This is a genomic window from Novosphingobium organovorum (genome assembly GCF_022832435.1).
Taxonomy (GTDB): Bacteria; Pseudomonadota; Alphaproteobacteria; order Sphingomonadales; family Sphingomonadaceae; genus Novosphingobium; species Novosphingobium organovorum.
On sequence record NZ_JALHLF010000104.1, the window covers coordinates 1 to 12,993 of the forward strand.

The 12,993-nt window shown below is 67.6% G+C and carries 11 protein-coding genes and 4 pseudogenes; 9 read left to right on the forward strand and 6 right to left on the reverse strand.

Annotation, left to right across the window (positions count from 1 at the left end; genetic code table 11):
* Positions 1-37: 37 nt before the first annotated feature.
* On the reverse strand, positions 38-1,093 hold the full coding sequence (locus MTR62_RS17420) for an NAD(P)-dependent alcohol dehydrogenase (RefSeq protein WP_244023308.1): 1,056 nt from the start codon (positions 1,091-1,093) through the stop codon (positions 38-40).
* Between the two features lie 181 nt (positions 1,094-1,274).
* Positions 1,275-2,210 (reverse strand): LysR family transcriptional regulator, encoded by a 936-nt coding sequence (locus MTR62_RS17425; protein WP_244023310.1) that lies wholly within the window; start codon positions 2,208-2,210, stop codon positions 1,275-1,277.
* Positions 2,211-2,368: 158 nt separating this feature from the next.
* Between MTR62_RS17425 and MTR62_RS17430 the strand changes: the two genes are divergently transcribed.
* From MTR62_RS17430 to MTR62_RS17460, 8 genes and pseudogenes are all read left to right on the forward strand, one after another.
* Positions 2,369-3,352, forward strand: coding sequence for an aldo/keto reductase (locus MTR62_RS17430; RefSeq protein WP_244023312.1), 984 nt, complete (start codon positions 2,369-2,371; stop codon positions 3,350-3,352).
* Between the two features lie 332 nt (positions 3,353-3,684).
* Positions 3,685-4,050 carry an RNA polymerase sigma factor gene (locus MTR62_RS17435; protein ID WP_244023314.1) on the forward strand — a complete coding sequence of 122 codons (366 nt, stop codon included), beginning with the start codon at positions 3,685-3,687 and terminating at the stop codon, positions 4,048-4,050.
* Positions 4,050-4,193 (forward strand): annotated as a pseudogene (locus MTR62_RS21655) (FecR/PupR family sigma factor regulator); the annotation flags it as partial. The gene MTR62_RS17435 and the pseudogene MTR62_RS21655, both read left to right, overlap by 1 nt.
* Before the next feature lie 92 nt (positions 4,194-4,285).
* Complete coding sequence (locus tag MTR62_RS17440) at positions 4,286-4,801, forward strand: FecR family protein (RefSeq protein WP_244023316.1); 516 nt, start codon at positions 4,286-4,288, stop codon at positions 4,799-4,801.
* A gap of 125 nt (positions 4,802-4,926) precedes the next feature.
* Positions 4,927-5,649 (forward strand): hypothetical protein, encoded by a 723-nt coding sequence (locus tag MTR62_RS17445; RefSeq protein WP_244023318.1) that lies wholly within the window; start codon positions 4,927-4,929, stop codon positions 5,647-5,649.
* A 288-nt stretch (positions 5,650-5,937) separates the two neighbouring features.
* Complete coding sequence (locus MTR62_RS17450; protein WP_244023320.1) at positions 5,938-7,554, forward strand: TonB-dependent receptor domain-containing protein; 1,617 nt, start codon at positions 5,938-5,940, stop codon at positions 7,552-7,554.
* 119 nt (positions 7,555-7,673) lie between these two features.
* The gene (locus MTR62_RS17455) at positions 7,674-8,486 is read left to right on the forward strand and encodes a metallophosphoesterase family protein (protein WP_244023322.1); all 813 of its coding nucleotides are present in this window, start codon (positions 7,674-7,676) and stop codon (positions 8,484-8,486) included.
* A gap of 113 nt (positions 8,487-8,599) precedes the next feature.
* Entirely contained in the window at positions 8,600-8,923 is a 324-nt protein-coding gene (locus tag MTR62_RS17460) for a hypothetical protein (RefSeq protein WP_244023324.1), read from the forward strand.
* A gap of 67 nt (positions 8,924-8,990) precedes the next feature.
* Here the strand turns inward: MTR62_RS17460 and MTR62_RS17465 are convergent.
* Positions 8,991-9,594: pseudogene (locus MTR62_RS17465) on the reverse strand (NAD(P)/FAD-dependent oxidoreductase); the annotation flags it as partial.
* Between the two features lie 387 nt (positions 9,595-9,981).
* On the opposite strand from MTR62_RS17465, the gene MTR62_RS17470 reads away from it, so the two are divergent.
* Positions 9,982-10,836, forward strand: a complete 855-nt coding sequence (locus MTR62_RS17470) for a carbohydrate porin (protein WP_244023326.1) — start codon at positions 9,982-9,984, stop codon at positions 10,834-10,836.
* A gap of 67 nt (positions 10,837-10,903) precedes the next feature.
* Here MTR62_RS17470 and MTR62_RS17480 read toward each other — a convergent pair.
* The 3 genes and pseudogenes from MTR62_RS17480 to MTR62_RS17490 all read right to left on the reverse strand — a co-directional run.
* Positions 10,904-11,562 (reverse strand): annotated as a pseudogene (locus MTR62_RS17480) (TetR/AcrR family transcriptional regulator).
* A gap of 94 nt (positions 11,563-11,656) precedes the next feature.
* Entirely contained in the window at positions 11,657-12,691 is a 1,035-nt protein-coding gene (locus MTR62_RS17485; RefSeq protein WP_244023332.1) for a LacI family DNA-binding transcriptional regulator, read from the reverse strand.
* Positions 12,688-12,993, reverse strand: a pseudogene (locus MTR62_RS17490) (MFS transporter); the annotation flags it as partial. The gene MTR62_RS17485 and the pseudogene MTR62_RS17490, both read right to left, overlap by 4 nt.

The window sequence follows — 12,993 nt, forward strand, 5'->3', positions numbered from 1 at the left end:
GCCGGGGCGCCGCCGCGGCGGGCGGCGCTCCTGAGGGTCAGGCGGCCGGGGCGGCCAGGGTCGCCATGTCGATCACGAAACGGTAGCGCACGTCGCTGCGGTCGAGCCGGTCGTAGGCCTCGTTGATCTGGTCGATGGCGATCATCTCGACATCGGGCAGCACCTTGTGCTCGGCGCAGAAGTCGAGCATTTCCTGCGTTTCGGCAATGCCGCCGATGAGCGATCCGGCAATGCGCCGGCGGCCCATCACCAGCGGGATCGTGGTCGGCTGGCCGAGCGGCCCGATCTGGCCGACGAGGACGAGCGTGCCGTCGATGTCGAGCAGCGGGGTATAGGGGTTGATGTCATGGTCGACCGGAACCGTGTCGATGATGACGTCGAAGCTGTTGGCGGCCTTGGCCATGGCCTCGCCGTCGCTCGACAGGAGGAAGGCGTGCGCGCCCAGTTCCTCGGCGTCGGCGCGCTTGTCCGGCGTGCGGCTGATCATGGTGACATGCGCGCCCATCGCGGCGGCGATCTTGACCGCCATGTGGCCCAGGCCTCCCAGGCCGACGACGCCGACCCGGCTGCCCGCGGTGACCCCGAAGGTCTTGAGCGGCGAATAAGTCGTGATCCCGGCGCAGAGCAGCGGCGCGGCCTTGGCGACATCGAGCCCTGTGGGCATCGAAAGCACGAAATCCTCCCGCGCGATGAGGTGCTTGGCGTAGCCGCCACGGGTCAGTTCGCCGTCGATCCGGTCGGGCGAGCTGTAAGTCTGGGTCATGCCTTCGCGGCAGAACTGCTCCTGGTCCTTGTCGCACTGGTCGCAGTGCTGGCAGCTGTCGACCATGCAGCCGACCGCGACGATGTCGCCCACCTTGTGGCGCGTGACCTCGGCGCCAACCTCGATCACGCGGCCGACGATCTCGTGGCCGGGCACTACCGGGTAGGTCGTGCCGCCCCAGTCGTTGCGGGCCATGTGCATGTCCGAATGGCACACCCCGCAGTAGAGCACCTCGAACACGACGTCGTTGGCGCGCGCGGTGCGGTATTCGAATTCGAAGGGCACGAGCGCGGAATGCGCATCGTGCGCGGCGAAGGCGGTGGTTTTCATGCAAGGCTCCAGTGGCTCGGGCAACGAAGAGGGCTTCCGCGCACACGGGCGTGCCGGCAACCCCGAAGAACGATGGGCGCAAGGCACCGGTCACGCCGGGGCACTTGTCGCACGCCGCCGATGTAGGGCCTTATGCGCCGTGTTCCAGATGCCGTGCGCCGATAGGGCTTATGCACCAGGTTCATGAATGAGCGGGTGCCGGATCGGGGGCGGGCTGGGGCCGCGCGTCGCGGTAGCGCAGCGCCTCGATCAGCAGCGCGAAGGCGGCCTTGGGCTGGCGCCGGCTGGGGTAGTAGAGGTGGTAGCCGGGAAACGGCGGGCACCAGTCCTCGAGCACGCGCAGCAGGCGCCCTGCGGCGATGTCCTCGCGCACGTAGTCCTCGGGCAGGTAGGCGATGCCCAGCCCTTGGCGCGCGGCGCGCACGACGACGTCGGCGTTGTTCGAGATGACCTGCCCTTCGACGCGCACGTTGAGTTCGCGGCCGTCCTTCTCCAGCTCCCAGGCGTAGAGGCCGCCCGCGGTGGTGAAGCGCAAGTTGATGCAGCGATGCTGCGCGAGGTCCTGCGGGCCGAGCGGAACGCCGTGGGTTGCGAAATAGGCGGGCGTCGCGACCGCGGCCATGCGCAGGTTCGGTCCGATGCGCAGCGCGATCATGTCGCGCGCGACCTGCTCGCCAAGCCGGATGCCCGCGTCGAAACGGTCCGCCACGATGTCGCGCATGCCCGGATCGACGCTGATTTCGAACGAAACTTCGGGATAGGCGTGCATGATCTTCGCGGCGGCAGGCCACAGGATCGTCTGCGCGGCGTGCTGGGGGGCGGTAATGCGGATCAGGCCCGCCGGCTTTTCGCGCAGGTCCCCCAGGATATCGAGCTGGTCGGCGATCTGGTCGAAAGCGGGGACGATGCCTTCGAGCAGGCGTTCGCCCGCGTCGGTCGGCGCGACGCTGCGCGTGGTGCGCGACAGCAGCCGCACCCCCAGCCGCGTCTCCAGCCGGCGGATCTTGTGGCTGAGCGCGGATTGCGAAAGGCCCATGCGCGCCGCCGCGCGCGTGAAGCTGCGCTCCTGGGCGATGGCGATGAAGGCGTTGAGGTCGATCAGATCGTCACGTTGCATGGCGCGCGCCGTACATTGATGAATCCATATGATAAGTGCATGCCGATTTTATGCCCTAATCGCATGGCCGCGTCCAACCTATCTCACCTGGCGTTCCACGGACCCGTTCACGCGCCCTGCGCGCAAGGGTCTTTCTTCAGCGATACCGGGAGTACATTATGCACACGCGCGAACTAGGACGAAGCGGGCTTGAGGTTTCGGCCCTTGGGTTGGGGTGCATGGGGCTTTCGCACGCCTATGGCACGCCGGTGGCAGAGGGTGAGGGCATCGCGCTCATCCGCGCCGCGCACGAGAAGGGCGTGACCCTGTTCGACACCGCCGAAGTCTATGGCCCCTTCACCAACGAGGAACTGGTCGGCAAGGCGCTCGAACCGATCCGCGAGGATGTGGTCATCGCGACCAAGTTCGGCTTTCGCGAGGGTGGGCTGGGCCGTGGGCTCGACAGCCGCCCCGAACACATCCGTGCGGTGGCCGAACAGTCCTTGCAACGCCTGCGCACCGACCGCATCGACCTGTTCTACCAGCACCGCGTCGATCCGGCCGTGCCGATCGAGGATGTCGCGGGCACGGTGCGCGACCTCATCGCGGAAGGCAAGGTGCTCCACTTCGGCCTGTCCGAGGCGAGCGCGGAGGCAATCCGCCGCGCCCATGCGGTCCAGCCGGTGGCCGCGCTGCAAAGCGAATACTCGCTGTGGTGGCGTGAACCCGAGGCTGAAATCCTGCCGCTTTGCGCCGAGCTGGGCATCGGCTTCGTACCGTTCAGCCCGCTTGGCCGGGGTTTTCTGACTGGTGCGTTCGCGGCCGATACGCCGCTGGCCGAGGGCGATTTTCGCACCACGCTGCCGCGCTTTGCCGAAGAAAACCGCCAGGCCAACATCGCGCTGGTCGAACGATTGGGCGCGATCGCGGCGGCGCAAGGGGCAACCCGCGCGCAGATCGCGCTCGCCTGGCTGCTCGCGCAGGAGCCCTGGATCGTGCCGATTCCGGGCACCACCAGGATCGACCGGCTGGGCGAGAACCTGGCCAGCGCCGATCTGGTCCTGAGCGCAGAGCAGCGCGCAGCGATCGACGCCGCGCTGGCCGCCTTTCCGGTGCAGGGAGAGCGCTATTCGCCCACTCAAGCCGCGCAAGTCGCGCGCTGATGGGCTTCGCCCCGGTCTCTACGGACCGCTAAGGAGGCGATCCAGAAGTCGGGCCCCGGCCACCGCGCACACGGGACGGGGCCCGACTTCGCCCTGTCATCTTGCCGCTCTAGGGCGCGCTCTTCGCGTCGGCGAGGGGGGCATGGGGCCCTGCTACGACACTATCGAGGAGAGCGCGTCGCCGCCCGGCGCGGAGGTGGACTGGAAAGCCACGCACGCCGAGCTCGTGCGCTATCTGCTCGCCCGCCGCATCAGCCGCGATCTGGCCGAGGATATCGCGCAGGAGACGGTCGCGCGGATCGTCGTCATCGCGCGCGCAGGCGATCGGCAGCGTGTTTGCGCTGGCCTTTCGTATCGCGGGCAATCTTCTGGTCGATCACGCCCGGCTCGAAAGCCGCAGCGGGGCCGGGCTCGATGCGGGGAGCGCGGTCGAACCGGTCTGCGAGGCGCCGTCGCTCGACCGTATCCTTGATCCGCAAAAGGCTTTCGAAGTGTTCCAGCGTTGCCTCAACCGGATGCCGCCGCTGCGCCGCGAGGTGCTGGTGCGGCGGCGGCTGCATCAGGAAAGCTGCCGCAGCATCGGCGCGGAACTGGCGTTGAGCAGCAAGGCGGTCGAAAAGCACATCACCCGCGCCCTGGTGGACTTGCGCCGCGCGATGGACCGCGCCGGGCTCGACCCGGCGGGGTGGAGCGAATGATGGCGTCCGGACACACCGAGATCGACCAGCAGGCCGCCGCCTGGGTCCAGCGTATGCACGCACCGGTGCAGGACAGCGCGACCGCGGCGGGCTTCGATCACTGGATCGGCGCCGATCCGCGCCACGCCGAGGCGTTCGGGCGGATGGCCGCCTTGTGGGAGGCCGGTGCGCTGTCGCGCGCGCTGGGAACCGGCGTCGCGCGCAACGATAACGATCCGATCAAGGGCGAAGGCCTGTGCGCGCCGCCGATGGAGGCGCCTGGTGCCTCTGTGCCGCGCGCCCGCTCGGCGCGGCGCTGGCTACGGCGCGAGGGCGCGCGCGGATTACCGTGCTGGGCACCGCGTTCGATGTCGAGCGGCGCGACGCCGGGACCGAGCAGGTGCGGGTCTATCGTGGTCTGGTGCGGGTCGCGAAGGGGGACAATTCGTGGGAGCTGCCTGCGGGAAGTGGCCTTGTCGTCTCCGGCGCGGCGGTGCAGCGCCGCGCCGGGGTGAGCGGGGCGCGGCCCGACGGGATGGACGGCTGGTTCGAGGCGCAGGACACGCCGCTGGCCACGATCGTGGCGCAGCTCGACCGGGTCTCGCCCGAGCCGGTAGTGCTTGCGCCGTGTGCGCTGGGCGAACTGCGGCTGAGCGGACGCTTCCGTATCGCCGATCCGCCGCAGACGCTCGACATCATCTGCGCCACGCAAGGGCTGGCCTGGCACCGCGAGGCGGGGCGTATCGTGCTGGAGCGCAGCGTTGTCCGGTAAAACGCCCTTCGCAAAAAATACTTAAATATGTCATTGAATAAAATTTAAAAAATACTGTCGGGTTGCGAACAGTTGCGCCGTCTTGCACTCCGAACATCGACTTTTTCGATATTGGGGTGACTTTCATGATTGCCAAATTGAGCCCACGCGCCGGTGTTTCGGTGCTGGCCCTTTCGCTTGCCTGTCTTGCCGGTATTTCCACACCTTGCCCGGTTCAGGCCGCGCGTGTGCAGACTTTCGACTTCGCGATCCCGGCGCAGGATCTGTCGGGGGCGCTGAAGCAGTATTCGCGCGTGACCGGATTGCCGATCGCGGCTTGGGCCGAAGCGCTGCGCGGGCGGACCAGCCCCGGCGTCTCGGGGCGCCTGAGTCACGAAGAGGCGCTGGCCCGGCTGCTCGCCGGTTCGGGAGTCGAAACGAGCCGCAAGGGCGCGGCGATCATCGTGCGCGGGCTGTCGACCGAGCTGAACAACTACTCGATCAACGGGTTGCGGCTGGGCGGCGCGGGTTCGCGCGACGACGTGTTCTACCGCGGCGTGCGGCTGTCGGTGCTGCCCCCCCGACGGGATCAAGGAAATCACCGTCTTCAAGACGCTGACCCCCGACCGCGACGGCGATGCGCTGGGCGGCTCGGTCGACATTTCGACCCCGACGGCCTTCGACCAGGCGCCCAGGTATCTGCGCCTTTCGGCCGAGGGCGGGAGGCTCGACAAGTTCGATCGCCGCAAGGCGGCGCAGATCTCGGGTGCGGCCTCGCGCCAGTTTTCGGACAATTTCGGGGTCTTCGTTTCGGCCAGCTGGAGCAAGCGCAAGTCGCAGTTCGAGCAGAACGGAGTCGATGGCGATAACCAGCCCGACACCTGGTACGAGGACAGCGTGGTGGGCTACGACGAGGAACTGGGACGGATCTACAGCTTCACCACCAGCCAGATCGTCGATCAGGACGGCACGGGATCATCACCGACGCGGACCGCAAGACCAAATCGTTCTACAGCCTCTACGGCGGGTCGGGCACCTAGGACCCGCAGGGCTTTCGCCTGCGCCGGTTCTGGGAGGCGATCAACGAATCGGGCAATCTCGCCTCGGCCAACCTGGGCGGCGTCTCGTGGCTGGGCACGCTGACGATCGATTACGACGTGTCGTACTCGCAGTCCGAGGACAACCTCGACGATGGCTACGAACTGGAATTTCGCTGCGACAAGTACGGCTGGCTGGGCAACACCGGCGTGCTGTTCTCCTCCTCGGGGGATTCGCGCTATCCCAAGTGGCTGCTGACCGATGCGGCGATGCAGGCGGTGCAGGACCCGGCCGAATACGCCTTTGCCGGGCTTTCGGGCGAAGTGGGTTCGAGCAGCGAGAAGCTGTGGCAGGCGCAGTTCAACCTGACCTGGAAGCCCGAGGACAGCTGGCTCGAAGCGGTCAAGGCGGGCGCCAAGTTCTACAATTCGCGCCGGCGCACCTATGAAGGCGAGTTCCTCGATCTCGATGCCGATGGCACGATGGCGGATTTTTCGGCCTTCTTCGGCGACACCGTCACCAGCCTGTTCGACGGGGCCTATTCGGGGCTCTACCAGCTCGGCACGACGATCGACAACGAGGCCATGCTGGCCGAACTCCAGCGCGCCGAGAAGGGCGAAAGCTCCGTCTTCGACGGCTTTGCGGTCGATCCCTCGAACGCCGAGCTGTCGGACGAGGACAGCTTCCGTTTCAACGAACGCGTGCTCGCCGGCTACGTCATGGCCACCGCGCGCTTTGGCCGCGCGCAGATCATCGGCGGCGTGCGCATCGAACATACCCGCAACACGATCGAGGCGTGGAACATCGACCCGGTGCAGGGGGAGCGCAACGCCACCGACCGCAGCCACTTCACCAACGTGCTGCCCTCGCTCCACGTCAACTACGACCTCGATTCGCGCACCAAGCTGCGCGGCGCGATCTGGACCAGCTTTGCCCGTCCCGACATCGCGCGCATGAGTTCGGCGCGCGAATACACCTATGACAGCGCCCCCAATGGCGTGAAGAACGACACCAGCGAATGGGTGCTGACCGGGATCGAGATGGGCAATCCCGATCTCAAGCCCTTGCGCTCGACCAACCTGGATCTTTCGTTCGAGCATTACGCCGGGCGCACCGGGGCCTATTCGGTGGCGCTGTTCTACAAGCAGATCGAGAACTTCCTGTTCCGCTCCTCCTCAAGCAACATCCGCAACGGCACCGCGGGCGAGAACATCAACCCCGAAGGCGTGGCGATCACCATGCCCAACAACGGCAAGTGGGCCGAAGTCTACGGCATGGAAATCAGCGCGCAGCAACGGCTGCACTGGCTGCCCGGCGCGCTGGGTTCGCTGGGCGTGGGCGGCAACCTCACGCTGCAACGCTCCAAGGCGGTGACCGGGCTGTCCTGGCACCCCGAAGGCTACACCCTGCCGCTGATGGAAACGCCCGAGACGATCGCCAACCTCCAGCTGTTCTGGCAGCACAAGGGTTGGGAGGTCTATGGCGCGTGGAACTATCAGTCCAAGTTCCTGGCCGGGATCAACGACTTCGGCAACGATCCCTACGAACAGGCCTATAGCTTCGTGGATCTCACGTTTCGCCGGGTGCTCCACGAGACGTCCTCGCTCCAGCTGCAGGTCCAGAACCTCTTCGACGCGCACACCTACTGGCAGACCGTCTCCTCGGGCGAGGGGGCGAGCCGCGCCTACATCAAGAACGGGCGGTCGATCTCGCTCGGCTTCAACGCCATTTTCTGAGCCCGGAGCGATCGCTCGGACGGGTTCCGATCGACCGCTCCAGACCTTTGTTTTGACGCATTTTCTTAGCCGTCAGGGGTTTTTGTCTGCCCGGAAAATGCTCTTGGGAACACCCGATCATGAAGACACTCACTGTTGCGCTGGGCGCGTTTCTCCTTGGCACCAGCGGCCTTGCGCCGCTGGCCGCGCAGACCCCGAAGAGCGCTCCTGTCCCGCTCGCCCCGGCCAGCGCCGAGCCCGAGCGGATCATCCTCAACCTGACCGCCGATACCGCGCACGAAATGGCGGTCACCTGGCGCAGCGCGCCGGGCCTTCCCGGCCGGGTCGAATACGCCGTGGCGACGCCGGGGCCCGATTTCGTCAAGGCGCCGATGCGCCAGGATGCGCTGACCGAGAATGGCCCGGCGGGGGTTCCCGAGGCGTTCGAGACGCATTGGTACACCGATTACCAGGGGCTGCGCCTGATCTCGATCGATTCGCCCCAGTTCGACCGCAACGAAGTGGCGCGCGCGCAGACCATTGCCTGGCTCGACGCGCTGCTGGCGCACAACCCGAACCGCTGGACGGTGCTCTTCCTGCACTTCCCGCTGTTTTCGAGCGATCCGGCCCGCGACAATCCCAAAGTGCGCTCGGCGCGCAAGCCGCTGATCGACAAGCACAAGGTCGATCTGGTGCTGCAAGGGCACGACCATGGTTATGCGCGCGGCGCGATCGGGCCGCAGGGACCGGCCGCCGATGATGCCGGGACGACCTATGTCGTCTCTGTCGCGGGGCCCAAGATGTACGACGTCGCCGAACTTGCCTGGGCGGGCAAGAGCGCCGCGCGCACGCAGGCCTTCCAGGTGATCGACGTCGCCCCGCACCAGCTTTCCTACAAGGCTTATACCGCCAACGGCGAGCCGCTCGACGCGGCGGTGCTGCACAAGCCGTGAGAGAGGCCGGGCGTGTCGCGGTGCCCGCGACGCGCCCACCGCTCGTCCCCCGAGCGAGGCGGCCCGGCCCTGGCGCGCTGGCGCGCGGGGCTGCGCGGGTCTATACCGGGGCCATGGTAAGAACCCTGCGCACGCTTGGCCTTTGCGGTTTCCTCCTGCTCGCAGTGAGCGGGTGCATGGACAAAGAGGGCCGGGTGCGCGCCCACCTCGTCCAGTTCGGGCTGTCCGAGCCGATGGCCCGGTGCCTCGCCAAGCCGCTGGCGCGCGACCTTTCGGTTGCGCAGTTGCGCCAGCTCGGCGGCCTCGCCAAGGCCGTGCGTGACCGCCGCGAACCGCATGGCACGACCGCGCTGATCGAGCAGCTCACCCGCACCGGCGATCCGCAGATCGTGGCGGTGGCGGGCAAGGCGGCTCTGGGCTGCGCGCTGTTGCGCTGAGGCGGGCGGGCCGCAGGACCGCCCCAGCCTGACCGCATCAGCCTGACCGCGCGCCTCAGTGCAGTTTGAGGCGCGGGCGGTCGAACACCTCGAGCCCGTAGTGCCCCAGCGCCTCGGCCGCGTTGTAGAGTTCGGCGCCCGGTTCGACCCCGGTTGCCCCCGCGCCGACGATGGCCACGCGCACGTGCGCCTCGCGCGCGGAGCCGCGGGTCATCATGCGCGAGACGCGCAGGCACTGGTCGAGCAGGCGGTGGCGAAAGCGGTCGGCCTGGGCGTGGCTGTCGAGGAAGGTGCAGTTCTCGCGCACGCCGGGCGTGCCGAAATCATTGGTGACCGAACCGTAGGCGAGCACCAGATAATCGTAGCGGATGCGGTGGCGGGCGATGATCTCGTTGCCGTCCTTGTCGCGCAGCGGGGCGATGATGATCGCCCGGTTGGCGCGGTCGATCCCTTCGAGCGTGCCGTTGAAGAAGCGGTAGCCCCAGTGGTGGCCGTGCGCGCGGTAGCCCACCTCATCGATGTTCGCGTCGAGCGCGCCGGTCGCCACTTCGTGCAGCAGCGGCTTCCAGATGTGGGTGCGGTTGCGTTCGACCAGGATGATGTCGTGGTGCGCCGAGCTTGAGCCCGGCCGCGCCGCCGCCGACGATCACGATCTGGGTCTTTTGCCGCAGCGAGGGCTGGGAAGCGGTCTGGGAGGTGGTCTGAGGCGTGGTCTGAGTTGTTGGGGGGGGGGAGGAGGCTCACCGTTCGTTGTCGCGCCGGAAGGGTGAGGCGCCGCCGTGCGGCGTCGCACGACGGTTCAACCACTATGTACCATTTGGTTTATTGATGATGCGGCCGGTCGGGTGCGCAGGCTTGATAGCGGATACGCCTTGATATAGCGAAAATAGGCGATTGAAAATTGCACTTCGTCGCTTGCAAAAAACGCTTTGGCCTTGGATTCGCGTTCGCGAGGCGCATAGGCGCGTTCAGAACGAACTAGATAGTATATTAATCGAACCGCGCCCCGCTATCCGCTGGGCGGGCAACTCTATCTCGCGGTCTTTGCGCTGACGATCGTGTGGGCGCTGTGGGATGCGGGGCTGGTGTTCTGGCCGCTGGTCTCGCGCCTGATGGCTGTGGGCGCGAGCGCGGTGGCGTTCTCGATGCCCGCCTTGCGTGCAGCGCGCGGACAGGCTTTGCGCGCAGCGCGCGGACAGGGCTCGAACAAGGCCGGAGCCTTCGGGCTCGGGGCGGTGCTCGCGCTGGGCTGCGCGGCGACCTTCGCGGCGATGTTCACGCCCCATTCGCCGGTCCCTTTCAGCGGTGAGCCGGCGAATTTCGTGCCCGACGCGGACACCGGCACGCAGAAGTGGAAGAGGCCGATCAACGCCCACGCCCAGGTGTGGATGCGCTGCCGCGGCCTGGCCTACTTCGATGCCAGGGCCCCGATCCCGGCGCCCAGCGTTCCCGGCTCGACGCAGAAGGTCGGTGGGCGCTTTGGTTTCTACGCGCTCGCCCAGCAGCAGATCTGGTGCCAGAGCGATGCGAAGGCGGGGCGCAATCTCGCCTTCATTGCGGCCTATACCGTGAACCCGCGGACCTCGGCGCAGATCACCCGCTGGTACAGTCTGGGTCTGGTCCAGACCGGGGCGTTCGCGGGGCGTGACAGGGATACGCTGGGCCTTGGCGTGGTCAACGCCGTGCTCAACCCGCGCCTGCGCCGCGCCTACGTCGAGGATTACGCACCCGAAGGCGGGATGGCCGCGCTGCCCCAGGGCGAAACCGCGATCGAACTGAGCTACGCGGTCCAGCTCAAGCCCTGGCTGATCGTGCGGCCCGACGTGCAGTACATCGTCGATCCGGGTGCCTTCAGCTATGCCTTGCGCGGGGACGCGGTGGCCGCGGGGGCGCAGGTCAAGATGCAGATCTAGTGGATTGATTTTGCCATTTGCATCCCCTGGCGGCCGGGATGGGTCTGCAAATGTCAGAATCGAACCACTAGAACGCCTCCGGCACGCAGCAGAACCGCACGATGGCTTCCTCGGCGATGCGGCGGCGGTGGCGGGTGATGAAGTCGGGCTCCTCGTCGAACAGGTAGGAAAAGGTCGCGTCGTTGGCGACGTTGAAGGTGGCGAAGCTGCTGATCATCCAGTGCACGTCGACCGGATCGATGCGGCGGCGGAACACGCCTTCGTCCGCGCCGTGTTGCAGGATCGTGCGCAGCACGTCGATCGTGGGCTGGTTGAGCGCGCGTTCTGGATGTTCTCGATCGCGACCAGCCGCACGAAGTTGCCGTCCTGCATGTGATAGTCGAACGTGCCCGACACGATCTGGCGCAGCGCTTCGCGCGGCGGCAGGGCCAGCAGGCCCGCTTCGCCCTCGACCCGGCGGATGTCGGCGTAGCAGCGCGCGAGGACTTCTTCGTAGAGCCCCTCCTTGCTGGCGAAGTAGTAGTAGATCATGCGCTTGGAGGTGCCGGTGGCGGCGGCGATCTCGTCCACGCGCGCGCCGTTAAGCCCCTTTTGCGCGAAGATGCGCGTCGCCACTTCGAGAATCTGCGCGCGGGTGCGATCGGCATCGCGTTCGCGGCGGGCAGGGGCGGCCTTCGCGGACGCTTCCGGCTCTGGCCTTGTCACTGATGCGGCGGGCTTTTTCATGGGCAGGAGGGATAGGGCAAGTGTTCGCGCTTTTCCAGCCGCGAGCCCGGCGGGGGCGTGCCGCGCGCCATCACCGGATCAGCGCATCAGCGCATCACCGGAAGGGACGGGCGGGCGCCGGGGCGGTGCTTTCGCGCAGGATCAGCTCATGCGGCAGGACCCGGCTCCAGGTCGGGTCCTGCATCGTCTCGCGGTACTGGCGGTCGACCAGGATGTCGACTGCGGTCGCTGCCATTTCCATGATCGGCTGGCGGATGGTGGTGATCGTCGGCCAGGCGATGCGCGCTGAGTAGGAATCGTCGAACCCGGCGATCGAGAGCTGTTCGGGCACCGCGATGCCCCGCTGCGAGGCGACCGCCATGGCGCCGAGCGCCATGTCGTCGTTGCTCGCGAAGATGGCGCTGGGCACGTCGGAGCTGGACAGCAGCGCCTCGCCCGCGACCCGCCCGCCGCCCACGGTGAAGTCGCCGCCGACGATGCGGCGCGGGTCCACCGGCAGGCCCGCCTCGTGCATCGCCGCTTCGAACCCGGCGCGGCGCTTGGGCGTGGCGGCGTGGGTGGGGATGCCCTCGATGAAGGCGATGTCGCGGTGGCCGAGCGCGATCAGGTGGCGGGTAATGTCGCTGGCGGCGCGGGTCTCGTCGATGTCGACGGCCGCCGAACGCAGCGGATTTTCGCCGGGCGAGACGCGCACGTAGGGCAGCCGGGCGGCCTCGAGCCGCGACAGCAGCCCGTCGTGGCGGCACACCGGTGCGGTGAGGATCACCCCGTCGAGGTGAAGCGCGGCGATGCTGGCGAGCATCTCGTCCTCGAAGCCGGGCTTGTCGATGTCGACGAGTTCGACGACCAGATGGTAATGGCGTTCCCGGCAGCGGTGCAGCGCGCCGCGCTGCATCGCGGCGGCGTAGCCCGACCAGGTCGGATCGTCGAGAAACAGCCCGATCAGGTAGGACCGCGCGCTCGACAGGCTGCGCGCGAAGACGTTGGGGCGGTAGGACAGCGCCTCGATCGCGCCGAGCACCGCCTCGCGCACGGCATCGCGCACATAGGCCTCGCCGTTGAGTACGCGCGAGACGGTCTTGGGGGAAACTCCGGCGCGGGCGGCCACGTCCTTGATGGTTACGGTCATGCGAAAGTCCGTTGGCGCAAGCCGTGCGCGAAGGCAAAGGCGAATACCACGCCGTAGCACAGGCCCGGCAGCAGCAGCGCCGGGCGCAGGCCGGCCATGTCGGCGAGCAGACCCGTCGCCAGCGGCACGATCGCCCCGCCGACCACCGCCATGCACAGCAGCATCGCGGCCACCGGTACGTCGCGCTCGTCGGCGGGCAGGGCAAGCGTGTAGGCGAGCGGGAACATGACCGAATTGCACAGCCCGACGCCAAGCAGCGCGGCGGCTCCGCCCAGCCCCGGCAGGACGACGGCGAGCGCGAC

Coding starts and splice junctions, on each gene's coding strand:
- MTR62_RS17420 (WP_244023308.1), bottom strand. CDS start 1,093: ATGAAAACCACCGCCTTCGCCGCGCACGATGCGCATTCCGCGCTCGTG.
- MTR62_RS17425 (WP_244023310.1), bottom strand. CDS start 2,210: ATGCAACGTGACGATCTGATCGACCTCAACGCCTTCATCGCCATCGCC.
- MTR62_RS17430 (WP_244023312.1), top strand. CDS start 2,369: ATGCACACGCGCGAACTAGGACGAAGCGGGCTTGAGGTTTCGGCCCTT.
- MTR62_RS17445 (WP_244023318.1), top strand. CDS start 4,927: ATGATTGCCAAATTGAGCCCACGCGCCGGTGTTTCGGTGCTGGCCCTT.
- MTR62_RS17455 (WP_244023322.1), top strand. CDS start 7,674: ATGAAGACACTCACTGTTGCGCTGGGCGCGTTTCTCCTTGGCACCAGC.
- MTR62_RS17460 (WP_244023324.1), top strand. CDS start 8,600: ATGGTAAGAACCCTGCGCACGCTTGGCCTTTGCGGTTTCCTCCTGCTC.
- MTR62_RS17485 (WP_244023332.1), bottom strand. CDS start 12,691: ATGACCGTAACCATCAAGGACGTGGCCGCCCGCGCCGGAGTTTCCCCC.